This is a genomic window from Bradyrhizobium sp. CCBAU 53351 (genome assembly GCF_015291745.1).
GTDB lineage: Bacteria > Pseudomonadota > Alphaproteobacteria > Rhizobiales > Xanthobacteraceae > Bradyrhizobium.
The window spans coordinates 6,049,615-6,066,714 of record NZ_CP030059.1; the positions used below are offsets into that span (position 1 = coordinate 6,049,615).

Genomic DNA, 17,100 nt, shown 5'->3' on the forward strand with positions numbered 1-17,100 from the left:
CCCATAACCCCGCAGAGGCGTTTGGCGAGGACTTGCAGTGAAGAGCCTATCCGGCGGTACGAACACCGCCACGTGCAGATCGATCGCTCGGTGTAGATCCCCGCGTTCGCGGGGACGACACTGGAGTATGCGGCGAAAGCCGGAGCTTAGTGCCCCTCGCCCTCGAGCCCACCGACGTGCTTCTGGGTGTAGAGCTCGAGGCCGATGCGGCCGATCAGGTCGAGCTGGGTTTCGAGGAAGTCGATGTGGTGCTCCTCGTCGCTCATCAGCTTCTCGAACAGGTCACGCGTGACGTAGTCCTTGGCGCCGTGGCAATAGGTGGCCGCTTCCTGATAGAGCGCCCGCGCGCTCATCTCGGCGGCGAGATCGCACTCGATGATCTCCTTGACGTTCTGGCCGATGCGCAGGGGATCGAGCACCTGCATGTTCGGGAAACCGTCGAGGAACAGGATGCGCGCAGTCAGCTTGTCGGCATGCTCCATCTCCTCGATGGACTCCTTGCGCCAGACCTTGGCCATGTCGAGCAGGCCCCAATTGTCGAGGAAGCGGTAGTGCAGCCAGTACTGGTTGATCGCAGTCAGTTCGTGACGCAGCGCCTTGTTGAGATAGTCGATAACTTTTGCGTCGCCCTGCATGGTTCACTCCAGCTCTTGCATTCCAAATCGGCCCCGACCGAATTTAGAACGCTTCTAAGTCAGTTTACGGATGAGGGCAACTGGCCACGCGGACGCAGCCGGGGAAAAGCGCAGCCAATCCGAAGGGAAGATTTTAGCAGGCCGCGAGGGCGAACTGGGCGGGCTCCGCCGTCTCGTCGTTGGCGGCCACGGTGTGGCTGTGCGGGCAGCCGGCACAGCAGGACTGGGCGCAGGGGCCAAGGGCTTCGTCGATGATGGTCTTGATCGTTCGCGCACAGCGGCCGCATTCGGCGTTGCAGCCGAGGCATCCATAGACTTGTTTGGCGTGGCGCACGGCGTCGTCGGACTCGGCGACGGCGGCGCGGATGTCGACATCGCTCAGCACGTTACAGGAACAAACGATCATGGAAGCAGCAGGCCCCTCGGTGATGCGTCATCATCGATATTTAACGGGCCGGCCGGATGCAAAAGGAAAAACCGGTATTTGAAGCTATTCCAAACTGGCCCGAAAGCAGCTTAGAACGGCCCTAAATTACGGCGTTGCGCTGGATCAAGATTTGAGAGGATCTAATCGCCGCCGCCTCCCCCGCCGTCGCCGCCGCTGCCTCCGCAATCACCGCCACTGCTGCCGCTATCGTTGCTGGAGCAACTGCCACCGTCGTTCGAGCTGCCCGAACTGTCGCTTGAGAACCAGCTCCCCAGCGAAAAGCCGTCGCTGGTTCCAGAGCCGGTGCTGCTGCTTCCACTGTCGCCGCCAGCCCCGGCGCGCGAGCGCCGGCCGCGGTTCTGGAGATGGGTCAACCAGCCATAGCCGATCGCAAAAACGATTCCGGCAGCGACCAGTGCATTTATCATCGCGTTGCCCATCATCGCCTCCCTGGCAGAGCCGCAGTCCACATGAATTGGTCGGGTCTGGCAAAGGTGCCGTTCATTGATCATTCAAACGAAGTATGGAACTCTGCTCCCAAAGGGTTCCAGCATGTTTGTGCGAAAGGTCAAACCAATGAAGAAGTTGCTCCTGGCGGTCGCGGCCGTCGCCACCCTGGCCGTTGCGGCCGTAACACCGGCCCAGGCCCAGCGCGGTGTCGCGGCAGGCGTGGCGGCTGGGATCATCGGCGGCGCCATTGTCGGCGGCGCGCTGGCGTCTCCGTATTATTACGGACCCGGCCCGGGCTATTACGAACCCGGCTATTACCCGCGCCGCTACTATGCGCCGGGTCCCGGCTACGTCGCCGACGGCTATTATGGCGGCGGCTGCGTCTGGCAGAAGCAGCGCTTCTGGGACGGCTATGGCTGGCGCGTACGCCGCGTCAGAGTCTGCGGCTGAGGCGCCGCAAGCAGGGTTCGCGTGGACCGGTTCACTACGGATGCGCCGTTCATCTCGGGGCCTGAAAAAGACCGCTTTTTCTCGTCACAGCTCCGTGTGCGTTTACCGTGGGTTGACCAATTGCGCGCTTCCTAGCTGCACGGCCAATTCCCTCAGCGTGTGCGTGAACCTTTGAAACCCGGGCGCCTCTAACAAGAGGAACCCATCTCCCAGGAGAGCCAAGAGCATGAAGAAGACTTTAGTTGCCGCCCTCACGGTTGCGACGGTCGCCGGTTCGCTGGTGACCGCCACGCCGTCCGCGAAGGCCCATGACGGCGTCGGCGCCGGCATCGCAGCCGGCCTGATCGGCGGCGCCATCGTCGGCGGCGCCATCGCGTCGAGCCGTCCCGCCTATGGCGGCCCCGTCTACGTCGCTGAGCCCCCGCCGCCCGCGCCCTGCTACTGGCAGCGCCAGCGTTATTGGGATGGCTACGGTTGGGTCGTTCGCCCGGTTCGCGTTTGCTACTGATCTGATCGCATGGCGCTCGCCAGCGCCGCGATCGAAGCCCGGCCGAGACCATCGGCCGGGCTTTTTCTTTGAGATCAGAGAAGCGCGAGCCGCTATCGCGCCGCCTGGATCGAACGCAGCACCTCTTCGCTCGGCCAGCAATCGACCTTGAGGCCTGCCGACTTCTGATAGGCGCCCAGCGCCGCGCGGGTCTGCATGCCGGCCTTGCCGTCGATCTTGTCCTTGTAGAGCCCGATCCGCGTGAGGCCGCGCTGCATCGTCTCGACATCCTTGGTGCGCAATTGCTTGGAGGCCGACCAGGGCGTTGCGAACGGCAGCGGGCTCGTCATGCGATCGGCAAGGTGGCCGACGAACAGCACATAGAGGTCGGAGAAATTGTATTCCTTGATGACGAAATAGTTCTTCGTCGTGAGGAATGACGGGCCGTAGATGCCCTCGGGCTGCAGCAGCGAAGCCGGCTGCGCCTGCTCGGCGGCGCTGAGCTTCTGTCCGCGCACCGGCACGAAGCCCTCGCGCAGCCATTGGCCGATCGGCTTCGTCACCTCGGGCACGCCTGTGCTGCAATCGACCTTGGCCGGCGCCTGCACCTCATAGGCCCAGCGCAGGCCGCTCTGCCAGCCCTTGTTGACGAGCTGCTGCGCGGCCGAGGCCAGCGCATCCGGCACCGAGTGCCAGATGTCGATGCGGCCGTCGCCGTCGAAATCGACGCCGTGCTTGTAATATTCGGACGGCAGGAATTGCGTCAGCCCGGTGGCGCCCGCCCAGGACGAGCGCATGTCCTTGCGCGTCACCACGCCCTCGCCCAGGATTTTCAGCGCGAGGATGAACTCGGTGCGGTACTGATCCTTGCGGCGTCCGACATAGGCCTGCGTCGCCAGCACGCGGACGAGATCGTAAGGCAGGGTGTAGCGGCCGTAATCGGTCTCGCGGCCCCAGATCGCGAGCATCACGGTCGCCGGCACGCCGGACTTCTTTTCGATCTCGCTCAGCGCGGCGCGATATTTTTGCAGCAGCCGCTGTCCCTCGCCAGCAAGCCGCGCGATCGAGGCCTCCCTGACATAGTCCGCAGGCACCTGCACGAACTCGGCCTGCGACGGCGCGCCGGTCGCGGGGCGCCCGGGCAGGATCAGGTCGGGCAGCTTGTAATCAGGCTCGAGACCGCGCGTCTGCGCGTCGAACACCGCGCGCGAGACGCCTTCCGCCTGCGCTTCCGGCCACAGCGAGGCGATGAATTGCGTAAAGGCCGCGTCGGCGGCGCGGGCGGAATGACAGAGAATCGACGCGAGCAATAGAGCAGCGACGACGCACCCAAGCAGTCGGCTCAGTCCGTTCACGCGTTAGCCAAATCGAGACGTCGTTCAATCCGCTCGATGCGAACATCCATGCGATCAAGCCGGTTCGACATGTTCGCGTACTGGCTTTCCAGATTGCCGATGCGCTGCTTCATCTCGCGGATATCATCCCGCACGTCATCGACCGCCGCGCGGATGTGGCGCAAGAGCTCCAGAACCATGCTGTCAGGCTCGACCATGCGGACATCTTATCACAGGGGCTATCGGATGAAAATGCTGGGCCGCCGGGGATGCGCCCGCGGCAAATCGCGGGCGCCAATAGCCATCACCGCGTCAGCTTCTTGTACTTCACGCGGTGCGGGATGATGCTGTCCTGGCCGAGCCGGCGCATCTTGTCCTTCTCGTAGTCCTGGAAGTTGCCTTCGAACCATTCGACGTGGCTGTCGCCTTCGAAGGCCAGGATGTGGGTCGCGATACGGTCGAGGAACCAGCGATCGTGGCTGATGATGACGGCGCAGCCGGCAAAATCCTCCAGCGCCTCTTCGAGCGCGCGCAGCGTGTCGACGTCGAGGTCGTTGGTCGGCTCGTCGAGCAGCAGGACGTTGGCGCCGGACTTCAGCATCTTGGCGAGATGCACGCGGTTGCGCTCACCGCCGGAGAGCGCGCCGACCTTCTTCTGCTGGTCGGCGCCCTTGAAGTTGAACGCGGAGCAATAGCCGCGCGAGTTCACTTCCTTCTTGCCGAGCAGGATCAGCTCGTTGCCGCCGGAGATTTCCTCCCACACGTTCTTGTTGCCGTCGAGCGCGTCGCGCGACTGGTCGACATAGCCGAGATGAACGGTCTCGCCGACCGTGATCGAACCGGAATCCGGCTTCTCCTGGCCGGTGATCATCTTGAACAGCGTGGTCTTGCCGGCGCCGTTGGGGCCGATCACGCCGACGATGCCGCCGGGCGGCAGCTTGAAGGTGAGGTTGTCGATCAGGAGGCGGTCGCCGAAGCCTTTGCTGAGGCCTTCGAAATCGACCACGTTGGCGCCGAGCCGCTCGGCGACGGGGATGATGATCTGCGCGGTCTGGGTCTGCTTCTCGCTGGCCTGCTTGAGCAGATCCTCATAGCGCTGGTAGCGCGCCTTGGACTTGGCCTGACGCGCCTTCGGTGACGAAGCGACCCATTCCTGTTCGCGGGCCAGCGTCTTCTGGTGCGCGGCGTCCTCGCGTCCCTCCTGCTCCAGCCGCTTCTGCTTCTGAACCAGCCAGGACGAGTAATTGCCCTCGTAGGGAATACCCTTGCCGCGATCGAGCTCGAGGATCCAGCTCGTGACGTTGTCGAGGAAGTAGCGATCGTGGGTGACGATCAGGATCGCGCCGGGATAGCTGCGCAGATGGCTTTCGAGCCACGACACGGATTCGGCGTCGAGATGGTTGGTCGGCTCGTCCAGCAGCAGCAGATCGGGCTGGTCGAGCAGCAGCTTGCACAGCGCGACGCGGCGGCGTTCGCCGCCGGAGAGCTTGGTCACATCGGCCTCGTCGGGCGGGCAGCGCAGCGCGTCCATGGCCTGGTCGACCTTGCTGTCGAGATCCCAGAGGCCCTGGGCCTCGATCTCGTCCTGCAGCTTGGTCATCTCGTCGGCGGTTTCCTCGGAATAGTTCATCGCCAGCTCGTTGTAGCGATCGAGGATGGCTTTCTGCTTGGCCACGCCCAGCATGACGTTCTCGCGCACCGAAAGCTTGGCGTCGAGCTGCGGCTCCTGCTCGAGGTAGCCGACGCGGGCGCCCTGGGCGACCCAGGCCTCGCCGTTATACTCCTTGTCGAGGCCGGCCATGATCTTGAGCAGCGTCGACTTGCCCGAGCCGTTGACGCCGAGCACGCCGATCTTGGCGTCCGGGTAGAAGCTCAGATGAATGTTATCGAGCACCTTCCGGGTCGGGTAGCTCTTGGTCAGGCCTTGCATGAAATAGATGAACTGGCGCGCCATCGGTCCCGAAAACCTTTGATTTGAGGAAATTTGCTTCGCCTGCGATGTAGCGATCCCGTCCCAAAAGGGCAACGTTTTCCGTCCGTTCACCACGGACGAATACGGGATGGACACCATCCGGCCACCGATCCGGACAATTGAAACCATCTTTTAATAAATCAGGCCGAAAGCTCGGTTTCGCGCGGAAACAGCGCCACCCGCTCAGAACGAACGGGAGCACAGCGAGGCCGCATCATGGCTCTGATCGAGACCCATTCTCTTCCTGTTCCGGCAGAAGCCGGCCCAGTCTCCGACTTCGCCTCGGAGATCAAGGGCTTCTGGAAGCGCTTCTTCGCCACCGCCTTCAACCCTTACCGGCCCGAACTGCATTACATGCGCGGCCCCGGCCCCGCCTGGCGCGCCAAGCACGGCATGGATGCGCCGTTCCGCCTGAAGCCCCGCGACCTCTAAGCGCTTCTCTCTCCTATCGGACTTTTGAGGACGCAAGCGGCTTGCGCGCCGGTGCGATTGCGCGCAACCATGGCCTTGATTCCGACGACGGCGCTCCCCTCGCGCCCTCACCTCTCGCGATCAACTCTGGCCCTGGATCAACGCTGATGAGCCGGCTGCGCTGTGCAATTCTCGACGACTATTTCAACCTCGCGCTCGACGTCGCCGACTGGCAGAAAATGTCCGACCGCGTCGACGTCACCGTGTTCAGCCATCCCTTCGCCTCCGAACAGGCCGCGGCAAGCGCGCTTGCCGACTTCGAGATCATCTGCGCGATGCGCGAGCGCACGGCCTTCCCCAAGGGCCTGTTCGAGAGCTTGCCGAAGCTGAAGCTGCTCCTGACCTCCGGCATGCGCAACGCGTCGATCGACATGGAGGCGGCCAAGGCGCGCGGCGTCGCGATCGGCGGCACGCAATATTCCCGCGATCCCACGGCACCTCTGACCATGGGTCTGATCCTGGAGCTGACCCGCGGCATTGGCCGCGAGAACGCGCGCATGCATGCCGGCGAGCCCTGGCAGGCCTTTGCCGGCGTCGAGATCGAGGGAATGACGCTCGGCATCGTCGGGCTCGGCAAGCTCGGCACCAAGATGGCCGGGATCGCCAAGGCGTTCGGCATGAACGTGATCGCCTGGAGCCCGAACTTGACGCCGGAGAAGTGTGCGGCGGCCGGCGTCGGCTACGCCACCAAGGAGGAGCTGTTCGCCAAGGCCGACATCGTCACCATCCATGTCGTGCTGAGCGAACGCTCGCGTGGTCTCGTGGGCCGCGCGGACCTGGCGCGGATGAAGCCGACCGCCTTCCTCGTCAACACCGCGCGCGGGCCGATCGTGGACGAGCAGGCACTGCTCGAAGCGCTGCAGCAGCGCAAAATCGCGGGCGCCGGCATCGACGTGTTCTCGGTCGAGCCGTTGCCGGTCGATCATCCCTTCCGCAAGCTCGACAACCTCGTGCTGACGCCGCATCTCGGCTACGCCACCGAGGACGGTCTGCGCATCCATTACGGCCAGATGGTCGAGGCGATCGACGCCTTCACCAAGGGCGGCGAGCTGCCGCGCAAGCTGGCCTGAAAACGAAAAGGGCGTGCCGACGGCACGCCCTTCGCAATCTGATCTGGTTCGCAGCGCTTAGCGCACGGTGACCGGTGCGGGCAGCGGCGGCACCACCGTCGGCTGGGTGCCCGGAACGGGGCCGGCCTGGGCGGCCATCGGAGCCGGGCCTGCGGCAGGACCGGGCGCCGGCGCAGCGGAGGCGGTCGCCGTTCCCGGCGGCGGGCCGCCCGGCATCACCACCACGCGGGTGCCGACCTTGACGCGGTCGAACAGGTCGGAGACGTCCTCGTTCAGCATGCCGATACAGCCCGACGAGACGAACTTGCCGATGGTCGAGGGCTGATTGGTGCCGTGGATGCGGTAGACGGTCGAGCCGAGATACATCGCGCGCGCGCCGAGCGGATTGCCGGGGCCGCCGGCCATGAAGCGCGGCAGATAGGGCTGGCGCTCGATCATCTCGGTCGGCGGATGCCAATCCGGCCACTCGGCCTTGCGGGTGATCTTCTGCACGCCGGTCCAGGTGAAGCCATCGCGGCCGACGCGGACGCCGTAGCGGATCGCGCGGCCGCCTCCAAGCACGTAGTAGAGGTAGGTGTTCGGCGTATCAACCACGAGGGTGCCGGCCGGCTCCTTGGTCTGGAACGAGACTTCCTGGCGGCGCAGGTTCGGCGGCAACTGCACCGGCGCTGCATCGGGCTGCTCCTCGGGCGGCAGCGCGGCCATGGTCATCGGACGGCCATCGGCGCCGACGGGCGGCTGGCCGGCCTGGACCGTACCGGTCGCGGCGGGACCACCGACAGCTTCCGGCGGACGCATGCCGTCACCGGCGGGGGCCTGTCCCTGCTGGCCCGGACGATTGGCATAAATCACCGGCGGCGGACCGGCGGGGCGGCCGTAGCGGGGATCGTCGGGCGACATCACGGGGCCCTGCGACGGCGCGGCCGAATAGACCGGCGGGCTACCCGCCGGGCGGCCATAACGCGGATCGTCCGGCGACATCACCGGGCCCTGCGGCGGCGCCGCCGAGTAGACCGGGGGTGCGCCGGCGGGGCGGCCATAGCGTGGATCGTCGGCGGGGCCGGGCGGCGGCAGCGCGGCCTGCGGCATCGCGTCGTCGTCATCGTCCAGCGCGTCGAAATTCGGCGCACGGTCACCGGGCCGATATTCGGCCGGGGCGCCGTAGCTCGGTGCCTGCTGGACCGGATAGCTCTGAGCCTGCGCGAGCGAGGTTCCCGCGGCAGCGACTGTTGCGGCAGCGCATATCGTCAGAAAATGTTTGATCATCATCGCTCTTGTATAGTCCCCAAGCCCGATCGGACCGTTAACGGCCAGATGACGGAAGATAGCGGCACATTCAAGACATATCAGGCTTATTTGCGCCGGATTGGCCGATTTGTGATCCGCAAGACTACCGTTGCCCCGTTGCATCACGGGGCGGAAATCCACTCACACCGTCATTTGCCGGAGTCTGCGGCCCCGTTTTTTAGGGAACGGGTCGAAATCGTTGCGGTATGTTCGAATCAGCCTGATTCGCCGCCCATTTGAGCTCTCGATCCCGCGCGGCGAACGCGGCCAACAGTACCGTCACCGCGTTCAGATGGCTCATGGGCCCCGGCATCCCACGCCGCCCGGGCGGAAATTCGTAACCCTTCGATGCTTCCCGGCTTTCGCTTCCTGTTTGCCGCGATCCTGCTGTCAACCTCCATCCTGGTGTTCGGCCTGGGCGCGGCCGCTCTCCTGCGCGCGAGCCACGAGCAGTATGCCAATAACCCGTCCTGGCTGAACGGCCCGCAGGAGCAGCGGTTCGCGCAAGGACCCGAGCCAGCCCAGCCGGTGCTCGCGGTGCTCCGCACCGAGCCGGAGGTGGCGGCCGAGCCCGAGCCGTCGGTGCGCGACCAGGTGCCGACCATTGGACTGCCGGCAACCGGGCCCGAGCAGGTCGCTGCGCTGACGACCGAGGCTGACGTCCAAATGCAGGCCGCTGCGCCTCCGGCAGAAGCTGCGGCCGTCGAGCCGGCCAAGGCCGAGCCGACGACGGAGGCCGCAATGCCGGCGCCCGCCGACACGCTCACCCAGGCCGACACCACGGCCTCGCTTCCGGATGCCAAGCCGGACCTTGGCGCTGCCGCTGCCGCCACCGTCGGCGAGCCGCCGCCGGCTGATCCGGCCCTCGCCTCCTCCGCGCTCGAAATCGCCGCGGCCAAGCTGGCCGCACTGAACGAGCCGGCGACGACGGCCGTGAAGGATCCGCCGGCGAAGAAGGTCGAGAGCAAGGCCGACGACAAGGCGACCAAGCGCAAGGCCAAGGCGAAGAAGCGGCAGCGCGTGGTGCGGCGTCCGCCGCCTCAGCAATTGCAGCAGCAGTTCGATCCGTTCGGCCAGCAGCAGACATTCGCGACGACGACGGCCACGAGGTCGCGCCAGTAATTTACGCCGGCCCGGTCGCGATGGCCGGACCGCTCTCCTGGCCCCATTCCGACCACGAGCCGTCATAGAGCGCGGTGTCGGTGATCCCTAAGCGATACAGCGCGAGCGTCAGCACGCCGGCGGAGACGCCGGAGCCGCAGCTCGTCACGATCGGCGCGTCGAGCTTGACGCCGGCGCCGGTGAAGGCGGCGCGCAGATCGTCGAGCGGCTTCATCTCGCCGGTCGCGACGTCGAACAATTGATTGTACGGCACGTTGCGGGCGCCGGGGATGTGGCCGGAGCGGATGCCCGCACGCGGCTCGGGCGCGCGGCCCTCGAAGCGATCGGCGGCGCGCGCGTCGATTACCTGCTCGGCACGGCTTTCGACATTGGCGATCAGCTGCTGCATGCTGCGCACGCGCTTTGCATCGTAGCTCGCCTTGAACGTCGCCGGCTTCGGCTTCACTTCGCCGCTCTCGACCGGCCGCCCCTCGGCCCGCCACTTCTTCAGGCCGCCATTGAGGATGCGCACGTTGTTATGGCCGAAGGCCAGGAACATCCACCACGCGCGCGGCGCGGCAACCCAGCCGCCGGCATCGTAGAGCACGACGGTGTCGGCGTTGGAGATGCCGAGATTGCCGATGTCGCGGCCGAACTGCTCGGCGCTCGGATACATGTGCGGCAGCGGGTTGGAATGATCCGAGACCGCATCGACGTCGAAGAACGCAGCGCCCGGCAGATGCGCGGCGAGATAGTCGTCCTTCGGCAGCGGCAGCACGCCCGGCAGCTTGAAGCTGGCGTCGAGGATCTTGACGTTGGCCTCGCCCATATGGGCAGCGAGCCATTCGGTGGAGACGAGGGGGTCGGTCATTGGTCTTTCCTTGCAGTCATTCCGGTGCGCGTAGCACGAGCGAGGTTGGTACAGCGCGCGTAAAACTCCGCTGTCATCGCCCGGCTTGGCCGGGCGATCCAGTACTCCGAGACGGTTGTGATTGAACCGAGAGGCCGCGGCGTACTGGATTCCCCGCCTTCGCGGGGAATGACGGGTGGAGAGAGCAAAGCTCACCCCTTCTTCTTCGGCTCCCACTTCTCGGTCGGCCCGCCGGCATCGCGCCAGGCGGCGTAGCCGCCGGCGATGTGCGCGACGGGTTTCAGGCCCATGTCCTGCGCGGTCTTGGCGGCGAGAGCGGAGCGCAGGCCGCCGGCGCAGTGGAACACGAACTTCTTGTCTTCCTGGAAGATCGGCTTGGCGTACGGGCTATGCGGATCGATCCAGAATTCGAGCATGCCGCGGGTGCAGGCGAAGGCGCCGGGGATGCGGCCGTCGCGCTCGATCTCGCGGGGGTCTCTGATATCGACGATGACGACGTCGCCGTTCTTGGATATCTCGATGGCGTCCTTCGCGTCGAGCGTCTCGATCTCGGCATTGGCCTCGTCGATCAGCGCCTTGATACCGCGGGTGATGGTCTGGGGCATGGGTCTTCCCTTCTCTTTTGTCATTCCGGGGCGATGCGCAGCATCGAACCCGGAATCCATTTATCGACGAACATTGCGGCCCGATGGATTCCGGGTTCGCGCTACGCGCGCCCCGGAATGACGAGAGACTAGTGCGTCAATTCCTTCATTGCACCTTCGAGACCCTCGATCGTGATCGGGTACATGCGGTTGGCGAAGATGCGCTTGATGATGGTGGTGGATTCCGAATAGTCCCAGTGCTTCTGGGCGACCGGGTTCAGCCACACCGCGTGCGGATAGGTGCGGATGATGCGGTCGAGCCAGACCGAGCCGGGCTCCTCGTTGACGTGCTCGACCGAGCCGCCGGGCACCATGATCTCGTAAGGCGACATCGAGGCGTCGCCGACGAACACGATCTTGTAGTCGTGCGGGTATTTGTGCAGCACGTCCCAGGTCGGCGTGCGGTCGGTGAAGCGGCGCTTGTTCTGCTTCCACACGCCTTCATAGAGGCAGTTGTGGAAGTAGAAATACTCCATGTGCTTGAACTCGCTCTTCGCCGCCGAGAACAACTCCTCGACCTGCTCGATATGCGCGTCCATGGAGCCGCCGATGTCGAAGAACACCAGGAGCTTCACCGCATTGCGCCGCTCGGGGCGCATGTGCACGTCGAGATAGCCGTGATTGGCGGTCTCGCGAATGGTGGTGTCGAGATCGAGCTCGTCCGGCGCGCCGGTGCGCGCGAACTTGCGCAGGCGGCGCAGCGCCACCTTGATGTTGCGGATGCCGAGCTCGACATTGCCGTCGAGGTCCTTGAACTCGCGCTTGTCCCACACCTTGACGGCGCGGTTGTTGCGGTTCTTCTCCTGGCCGATGCGGACGCCTTCAGGATTGTAGCCGTGCGCGCCGAACGGCGAGGTGCCCGCCGTGCCGATCCATTTCGAGCCGCCCTGGTGCCGGCCCTTCTGCTCTTCGAGCCGCTTCTTCAGGGTCTCCATGAGCTTGTCCCAGCCCATGGCCTCGATCTGCTTCTTTTCTTCCTCGGTGAGGTACTTCTCGGCGAGCTTCTTCAGCCACTCCTCGGGAATCTCCGCCTTCTCCATGGCGTCGAGCAGGTTTTCCAGCCCCTTGAACACCGTGCCGAAGACGCGGTCGAACTTGTCGAGGTTGCGCTCGTCCTTCACCAGCGCGGCGCGTGACAGGTAGTAGAAATTCTCGACCGAGTAGTCCGCAAGGTCGGCGTCGAGCGCCTCCACCAGCGTGAGGTATTCGCGCAGCGTCACAGGGACCTGCGCGTCGCGCAGAGAGGTGAAGAATTGCAGGAACATGGCTGACAGATTGCCCGTCGGGGGACGAACGTCAAGGGGCGGAGGCTGCCGCTGAACGCTGGACCCGGGTGCTTTTTGCTCTAGAATTGGCGCCCTCACGGGGTTGTTCGGGGACGTATGCAATGGGAATTGTCGCAGCGCTCATCATCGGCGCGATCGCAGGCTGGCTTGCCGGCAAGATTGTCCACGGGGCGGGATTTGGGCTGGTCGGCAACATGGTCGTCGGCATCATCGGCGCGCTGGTCGCGAGCTGGGTTCTGCCGCAGCTCCATATCGGGCTGGCCACCGGCACGGTCGGCGCCATCGTCGATGCCACCATCGGCGCGGTGATTGTGCTCGTCATCCTTTCGCTGATAAAACGGGTCTGAAAGCCTGACCGAACCAGGAACGGCCGCCGCGAGCGGCCGTTCGCTTGTCGCGACGGGACGAGCGCCTCTCGCCGACGATGACCAAGGACACGCAATGAAATTTACCGGCACCAAGGACTATGTTGCGACCGACGATCTCAAGGTCGCCGTCAATGCTTCGATCGTGCTCGAGCGCCCACTCCTCATCAAGGGCGAGCCCGGCACCGGCAAGACGGTGCTGGCAGAGGAAGTGGCGAAGGCGCTGAACGCGCCGCTTTTGACCTGGCACATCAAGTCCACCACCAAGGCGCAGCAGGGCCTCTACGAATACGACGCGGTGTCGCGGCTGCGCGACAGCCAGCTCGGCGACAGCAGGGTCTCCGACATCAAGAACTACATCAAGCGCGGCAAGCTGTGGGAGGCCTTCACGGCCGAGCAGCGCCCAGTGCTCCTGATCGACGAGATCGACAAGGCCGACATCGAATTCCCCAACGATTTGCTGCTCGAGCTCGACCGCATGGAATTCCATGTCTACGAGACCGGCGAGACGATCAAGGCCAAGCAGCGCCCGATCATGATGATCACCTCCAACAACGAGAAGGAGCTGCCGGACGCCTTCCTGCGCCGCTGCTTCTTCCACTACATCAAGTTCCCGGACGCCGACACGATGGCCCGCATCGTCGACGTCCACTTCCCCGGCATCAAGAAGCGCCTGGTGGAAGAGGCGCTGCGCATCTTCTTCGAGGTGCGCGAGGTGCCCGGCTTGAAGAAGAAGCCGTCGACCTCGGAGCTCTTGGACTGGCTCAAGCTGCTGCTCAACGAGGACATGAGCGTCGAGCAACTGCGCGAACGCGACCCGCGCAAACTGATCCCCCCGCTGCACGGCGCTCTGCTGAAGAACGAGCAGGACGTGCATCTGTTCGAGCGGCTGGCGTTTTTGAGCCGACGGGAAGTGTGAGGCTCGTGTCCCGGACGCGCTGCAGCGTGCAACGCTGCTGCGCAGAGCCGGGACCCATGCGACACAGTACCATGCGGCGACATGGGCCCCGGCTCAGCAGCGCACCGCTGAAGAAGCGCCGCGCTGCGTCCGGGGCACGAGAGCAGAGTGTGGCGCGCTGCCTCCACATCGTCATTGCGAGCACAGCGAAGCAATCCAGAATCCCTCCGCGGAAACACTCTGGATTGCTTCGTCGCTTCGCTCCTCGCAATGACGGAGCCGCCATCCTCCAACTCGCATTTGGGTCGCAGACACGCCTTCGCAGCTTCGCGGCGCATCGCGCGCCCGAGCTTTGCTCTCTCCATCACGCCCCTCACAAGAAAGAGGGCGCAGGGAAGGCCGGGTGCCGGCTTGGCACCCACGGTCCGCTGTGCGCAAATAGCGCAAAAGGACTGCACAGCGGCATACAGGTGCGGCCGAACGCCCGGCCTTCCCTGCGCGATGGTCGGACGGCTTATGCCGTGCTCTCCCGGGAGCCGAACTTTCCTTCTGGCCTCCCTCACCCCGCGAATTGACGATGCCGTCTGCCCGGTTGGGCTCGCGCACACCTCCGCAAAGGCTTGACCGTAGCAACGACGGCCAGGACCACACGGTTTTGCCGTACGCGCTCAGCGCCGCTCGTCCGCACGAAGCCTCGGGCTCACAGGGACTACCCGCCCTGCCCACGCCTCTCGCGCACGACGCTGCCGCGTCCACCGCAACCCGGCCCGCGTTTCGAACGACTCGCGAACCGCCCCTCTTCGTGGGCCGGGCTGTTTCGATGTATGCCGCAATTCCGAATTTCGGTAAAGTGGAATATTTTTGCGGGGAGGGGTTGACGGGGTGGCGGGTGTTTTGCCCGACGGGTCACATGTATGCAGCAACAGCTCTTGGCCCCGGATGGAGCGAAGCGAAATCTGACAATGGTGTGCGAACGGATGCAGTCATCCCGGATTGCGCTGCGCTCCATCCAGCTACGGGACTTCTAGGTCAGACGGCCAATCGTCTGCTCCAACGTCGCGGCAGCCTCGGCAAATACCCGCTCAACCTCGCCCTCTCCAAGATAGGCATCGGCTATGTCGCCGCTCCCCATCCTCCAGACCAAACGCTCCTGCCCACGCTCGTTCTTCACGAACAACATGGTCACGTTGTCAAAGGACGACATTCCGAGGTGTGAGATATGGAATCTGGAGAAAGTATTCCGGTAATACTCCCCCAGCAACATTCCAGGCTGTCTCTCGGCTTCGAGAACGGACGAAGCCAACAATAAGAATATCGTTTCCTTGCTTGCGTCGAATAGGCCGGGTTCGTAACGATCTCTGGGATGATCGACGAAGTCGCGCCACCACGACAAGCATCCCTTTAGATCAACAGATCGGTCAGCCTGATTTCCGACTGTCAAGCCGTCAACGACGAGGACGAAGTTGCCGTAGACCCACTGATCGATCGTCTCGCTGATTTCGAACTGAGCGACAAGATTGCTCATACTAACACGCGTAGGTCGGGTAATGCACAGCCAAACTCATCAGCTCGTAGGGTGGGTTAGCGTCAGCGTAACCCACCTCCTTTGTTTCATCATCGGCAGAAGTGGTGGGTTACGCCGCGCGAATTGCGCTTCGCGCAATCGCACAGCTAACCCACCCTACGAAACCTCACGCCACCGCGGCGTCCGGAATCCTTGCCGCTTCCATCGGCTGCTTGCCGCGGATGAGATCGGAGGCGCGGTCGGCGATCATCATGGTCGACGCATTCAAATTCGCCGAGATCATGCGCGGCATCACCGAGGCGTCGATGACGCGGAGGCCTTCGAGGCCGTGGACGCGGAGCTGGTCGTCGACCACCGCCCACCTACTGTCCGCCGGGCCCATGCGGCAGGTGCAGCCGGGGTGGAAGGTGGTGGTGCCGCGTTCAGTGGCGGCGGCGAGGAATTCGTCGTCGGTGTTGATGTTGGGGCCGGGGAAATCCTCATAAGCGTAATAGGGCGACAGCGGCGCGCTCTTCAACAAGCGCCGTGCGAGCTTCATGCCGCCGACGATGACGCGGCGGTCGAGCTCGGCGTCGAGGTAGTTGGTCTGGATGATCGGCGGTGCGAACGGATCGTTCGAGCGAATGCGGACATAGCCGCGGCTCTCCGGGCGCTGCTGCCAGGAGGCCACCGTCATGCCGGGCTCGTCCTCGAGCTGGCCCTGCACGCCTTCTTTGTAGCTTGCCGGCGTGAAGGTGAGCTGGAGATCGGAGGAGTCCGCGCTCTCGCCGGAGTGCCAGAAGCAATAGACCATGGTCGGCGACAGCGAGAGCAGGCCGCGGCGCGCGGTTGCCCATTTCAGCGCCTCGATCCACAGCGAGAAGCCGCGGCGAAGCTCGTTGATGGTCTTGATGTCCTTGACCCGCGCCACCGTGCGCGGGGCGTAATGGTCCTGCAGGCCCTCGCCGACCGGCAGCGCGTGACGCACGGCGATGCCGTGTTGCTGCAGCAGATCCGGCGAGCCGATGCCGGAGAGCTGCAACAGCTGCGGCGAATTGTAGGTGCCGCCGGAGAGGATGACTTCCTTGTTGGCGCGCACTTCGATCGGGGTGCCGCCGCGACCGCCCTTCGTGTAGCGCACGCCGACGGCGCGCTTGCCCTCGAAGATGATCTCGGTGGCATGCGCATGGGTGTGCACATGCACGTTAGGCCGCTTCATCGCAGGCTTGAGGAACGCGGTCGAACCTGAAACGCGCAGGCCCTTGTCGATGGTGCGCTGGCAGTAGGATACGCCTTCCTGTATGGCGCCGTTGTAGTCAGGGTTGCGGGGAATGCCGAGCGAGACCGCGCCTTCCATGAAGGCTTCGCACAGCGGATCGCGCCAGTCCATCGTGGTGACGGTAAGCTTGCCGTCGCGACCGCGGAACGTGTTGTCGCCCTCGCCGACCCGCTTCTCCAGCCGCTTGAAGTAAGGCAGCACGTCGGCATAGCCCCAGCCGCGATTGCCCATCTGCGCCCAGGTGTCGAAATCCATGCGCTGGCCGCGATTATAGATGTGGCCGTTGATAGAGGACGAGCCGCCGAGCGTCTTGCCGCGCGGCGCGTAGATGCTGCGCCCGCCGGTCCAGGGCCCCGGCTCCTGCTGGTAGGCCCAGTTGATGCTCTTCATGTGGAAGGTCTTGATGAAACCCGCCGGCAGATGGATGTAGGGATGCCAGTCGGACGGCCCGGCCTCCAGCACGCAGACGCTGATATCAGGGTCTTCGCTGAGCCGGCTGGTGAGCACGCAACCGGCGGAGCCCGCGCCGATGATCACATAATCAAATCTGTCCATGGTGCCTCGGCCGC

General features: G+C 64.6%; 19 protein-coding genes. 7 read left to right on the forward strand and 12 right to left on the reverse strand.

The genetic code is table 11. From position 1 onward, the window contains the following. Positions 1-146: 146 nt before the first annotated feature. The 3 genes from bfr to XH83_RS28785 form a co-directional block, all read right to left on the reverse strand. Positions 147-635 carry a bacterioferritin gene (gene bfr, locus XH83_RS28775; protein ID WP_024339472.1) on the reverse strand — a complete coding sequence of 163 codons (489 nt, stop codon included), beginning with the start codon at positions 633-635 and terminating at the stop codon, positions 147-149. Positions 636-768: 133 nt separating this feature from the next. Beyond that, entirely contained in the window at positions 769-1,041 is a 273-nt protein-coding gene (locus XH83_RS28780) for a bacterioferritin-associated ferredoxin (RefSeq protein WP_194404003.1), read from the reverse strand. A gap of 161 nt (positions 1,042-1,202) precedes the next feature. Next, positions 1,203-1,505, reverse strand: a complete 303-nt coding sequence (locus XH83_RS28785) for a hypothetical protein (RefSeq protein ID WP_194404004.1) — start codon at positions 1,503-1,505, stop codon at positions 1,203-1,205. A 133-nt stretch (positions 1,506-1,638) separates the two neighbouring features. On the opposite strand from XH83_RS28785, the gene XH83_RS28790 reads away from it, so the two are divergent. After that, positions 1,639-1,962 carry a hypothetical protein gene (locus XH83_RS28790; protein WP_194404005.1) on the forward strand — a complete coding sequence of 108 codons (324 nt, stop codon included), beginning with the start codon at positions 1,639-1,641 and terminating at the stop codon, positions 1,960-1,962. Between the two features lie 226 nt (positions 1,963-2,188). Further along, on the forward strand, positions 2,189-2,470 hold the full coding sequence (locus tag XH83_RS28795; RefSeq protein WP_063201912.1) for a hypothetical protein: 282 nt from the start codon (positions 2,189-2,191) through the stop codon (positions 2,468-2,470). Between the two features lie 92 nt (positions 2,471-2,562). Here the strand turns inward: XH83_RS28795 and XH83_RS28800 are convergent, their stop codons facing one another. The 3 genes from XH83_RS28800 to ettA form a co-directional block, all read right to left on the reverse strand. Continuing rightward, entirely contained in the window at positions 2,563-3,759 is a 1,197-nt protein-coding gene (locus XH83_RS28800; protein ID WP_371746170.1) for a lytic murein transglycosylase, read from the reverse strand. A gap of 41 nt (positions 3,760-3,800) precedes the next feature. Next, the gene (locus tag XH83_RS28805) at positions 3,801-4,001 is read right to left on the reverse strand and encodes a hypothetical protein (RefSeq protein WP_194404006.1); all 201 of its coding nucleotides are present in this window, start codon (positions 3,999-4,001) and stop codon (positions 3,801-3,803) included. A gap of 86 nt (positions 4,002-4,087) precedes the next feature. Then, the gene (gene ettA, locus XH83_RS28810; protein WP_194404007.1) at positions 4,088-5,737 is read right to left on the reverse strand and encodes an energy-dependent translational throttle protein EttA; all 1,650 of its coding nucleotides are present in this window, start codon (positions 5,735-5,737) and stop codon (positions 4,088-4,090) included. Positions 5,738-5,971: 234 nt separating this feature from the next. Here ettA and XH83_RS28815 point away from each other — a divergent pair, with 234 nt between their 5' ends. Together XH83_RS28815 and XH83_RS28820 are read left to right on the forward strand one after the other, a co-directional pair. Further along, positions 5,972-6,187, forward strand: a complete 216-nt coding sequence (locus XH83_RS28815) for a hypothetical protein (protein ID WP_194404008.1) — start codon at positions 5,972-5,974, stop codon at positions 6,185-6,187. A 146-nt stretch (positions 6,188-6,333) separates the two neighbouring features. Further along, the gene (locus XH83_RS28820; protein WP_194404009.1) at positions 6,334-7,296 is read left to right on the forward strand and encodes a D-2-hydroxyacid dehydrogenase family protein; all 963 of its coding nucleotides are present in this window, start codon (positions 6,334-6,336) and stop codon (positions 7,294-7,296) included. Between the two features lie 57 nt (positions 7,297-7,353). Here the strand turns inward: XH83_RS28820 and XH83_RS28825 are convergent, their stop codons facing one another. Then, the gene (locus XH83_RS28825) at positions 7,354-8,562 is read right to left on the reverse strand and encodes a L,D-transpeptidase (RefSeq protein ID WP_194404010.1); all 1,209 of its coding nucleotides are present in this window, start codon (positions 8,560-8,562) and stop codon (positions 7,354-7,356) included. 369 nt (positions 8,563-8,931) lie between these two features. Between XH83_RS28825 and XH83_RS28830 the strand changes: the two genes are divergently transcribed. Continuing rightward, positions 8,932-9,705 carry a hypothetical protein gene (locus XH83_RS28830; RefSeq protein WP_194404011.1) on the forward strand — a complete coding sequence of 258 codons (774 nt, stop codon included), beginning with the start codon at positions 8,932-8,934 and terminating at the stop codon, positions 9,703-9,705. A 1-nt stretch (position 9,706) separates the two neighbouring features. On the opposite strand, the gene sseA is transcribed toward XH83_RS28830, so the two are convergent. The 3 genes from sseA to XH83_RS28845 form a co-directional block, all read right to left on the reverse strand. Continuing rightward, positions 9,707-10,555, reverse strand: a complete 849-nt coding sequence (sseA, locus tag XH83_RS28835; RefSeq protein WP_194404012.1) for a 3-mercaptopyruvate sulfurtransferase — start codon at positions 10,553-10,555, stop codon at positions 9,707-9,709. A 191-nt stretch (positions 10,556-10,746) separates the two neighbouring features. Beyond that, positions 10,747-11,160: a rhodanese-like domain-containing protein gene (locus tag XH83_RS28840; protein ID WP_194404013.1), complete on the reverse strand. Its 414-nt coding sequence runs from the start codon at positions 11,158-11,160 to the stop codon at positions 10,747-10,749. A 128-nt stretch (positions 11,161-11,288) separates the two neighbouring features. Next, positions 11,289-12,464, reverse strand: coding sequence for a VWA domain-containing protein (locus tag XH83_RS28845; protein WP_194404014.1), 1,176 nt, complete (start codon positions 12,462-12,464; stop codon positions 11,289-11,291). A gap of 122 nt (positions 12,465-12,586) precedes the next feature. Between XH83_RS28845 and XH83_RS28850 the strand changes: the two genes are divergently transcribed. Continuing rightward, positions 12,587-12,832 (forward strand): GlsB/YeaQ/YmgE family stress response membrane protein, encoded by a 246-nt coding sequence (locus XH83_RS28850; protein WP_194404015.1) that lies wholly within the window; start codon positions 12,587-12,589, stop codon positions 12,830-12,832. Between the two features lie 94 nt (positions 12,833-12,926). Then, entirely contained in the window at positions 12,927-13,769 is an 843-nt protein-coding gene (locus XH83_RS28855; RefSeq protein ID WP_194404016.1) for a MoxR family ATPase, read from the forward strand. A gap of 1,003 nt (positions 13,770-14,772) precedes the next feature. On the opposite strand, the gene XH83_RS28860 is transcribed toward XH83_RS28855, so the two are convergent. Continuing rightward, entirely contained in the window at positions 14,773-15,273 is a 501-nt protein-coding gene (locus tag XH83_RS28860) for an Imm42 family immunity protein (protein ID WP_194404017.1), read from the reverse strand. A 166-nt stretch (positions 15,274-15,439) separates the two neighbouring features. Then, on the reverse strand, positions 15,440-17,086 hold the full coding sequence (locus XH83_RS28865) for a GMC family oxidoreductase (RefSeq protein WP_194404018.1): 1,647 nt from the start codon (positions 17,084-17,086) through the stop codon (positions 15,440-15,442). Positions 17,087-17,100: the final 14 nt, after the last annotated feature.

Coding starts and splice junctions, on each gene's coding strand:
- bfr (WP_024339472.1), bottom strand. CDS start 635: ATGCAGGGCGACGCAAAAGTTATCGACTATCTCAACAAGGCGCTGCGT.
- XH83_RS28780 (WP_194404003.1), bottom strand. CDS start 1,041: ATGATCGTTTGTTCCTGTAACGTGCTGAGCGATGTCGACATCCGCGCC.
- XH83_RS28785 (WP_194404004.1), bottom strand. CDS start 1,505: ATGATGGGCAACGCGATGATAAATGCACTGGTCGCTGCCGGAATCGTT.
- XH83_RS28790 (WP_194404005.1), top strand. CDS start 1,639: ATGAAGAAGTTGCTCCTGGCGGTCGCGGCCGTCGCCACCCTGGCCGTT.
- XH83_RS28795 (WP_063201912.1), top strand. CDS start 2,189: ATGAAGAAGACTTTAGTTGCCGCCCTCACGGTTGCGACGGTCGCCGGT.
- XH83_RS28805 (WP_194404006.1), bottom strand. CDS start 4,001: ATGGTCGAGCCTGACAGCATGGTTCTGGAGCTCTTGCGCCACATCCGC.
- ettA (WP_194404007.1), bottom strand. CDS start 5,737: ATGGCGCGCCAGTTCATCTATTTCATGCAAGGCCTGACCAAGAGCTAC.
- XH83_RS28815 (WP_194404008.1), top strand. CDS start 5,972: ATGGCTCTGATCGAGACCCATTCTCTTCCTGTTCCGGCAGAAGCCGGC.
- XH83_RS28820 (WP_194404009.1), top strand. CDS start 6,334: ATGAGCCGGCTGCGCTGTGCAATTCTCGACGACTATTTCAACCTCGCG.
- XH83_RS28825 (WP_194404010.1), bottom strand. CDS start 8,562: ATGATCAAACATTTTCTGACGATATGCGCTGCCGCAACAGTCGCTGCC.
- XH83_RS28830 (WP_194404011.1), top strand. CDS start 8,932: ATGCTTCCCGGCTTTCGCTTCCTGTTTGCCGCGATCCTGCTGTCAACC.
- sseA (WP_194404012.1), bottom strand. CDS start 10,555: ATGACCGACCCCCTCGTCTCCACCGAATGGCTCGCTGCCCATATGGGC.
- XH83_RS28840 (WP_194404013.1), bottom strand. CDS start 11,160: ATGCCCCAGACCATCACCCGCGGTATCAAGGCGCTGATCGACGAGGCC.
- XH83_RS28845 (WP_194404014.1), bottom strand. CDS start 12,464: ATGTTCCTGCAATTCTTCACCTCTCTGCGCGACGCGCAGGTCCCTGTG.
- XH83_RS28850 (WP_194404015.1), top strand. CDS start 12,587: ATGGGAATTGTCGCAGCGCTCATCATCGGCGCGATCGCAGGCTGGCTT.
- XH83_RS28855 (WP_194404016.1), top strand. CDS start 12,927: ATGAAATTTACCGGCACCAAGGACTATGTTGCGACCGACGATCTCAAG.
- XH83_RS28860 (WP_194404017.1), bottom strand. CDS start 15,273: ATGAGCAATCTTGTCGCTCAGTTCGAAATCAGCGAGACGATCGATCAG.
- XH83_RS28865 (WP_194404018.1), bottom strand. CDS start 17,086: ATGGACAGATTTGATTATGTGATCATCGGCGCGGGCTCCGCCGGTTGC.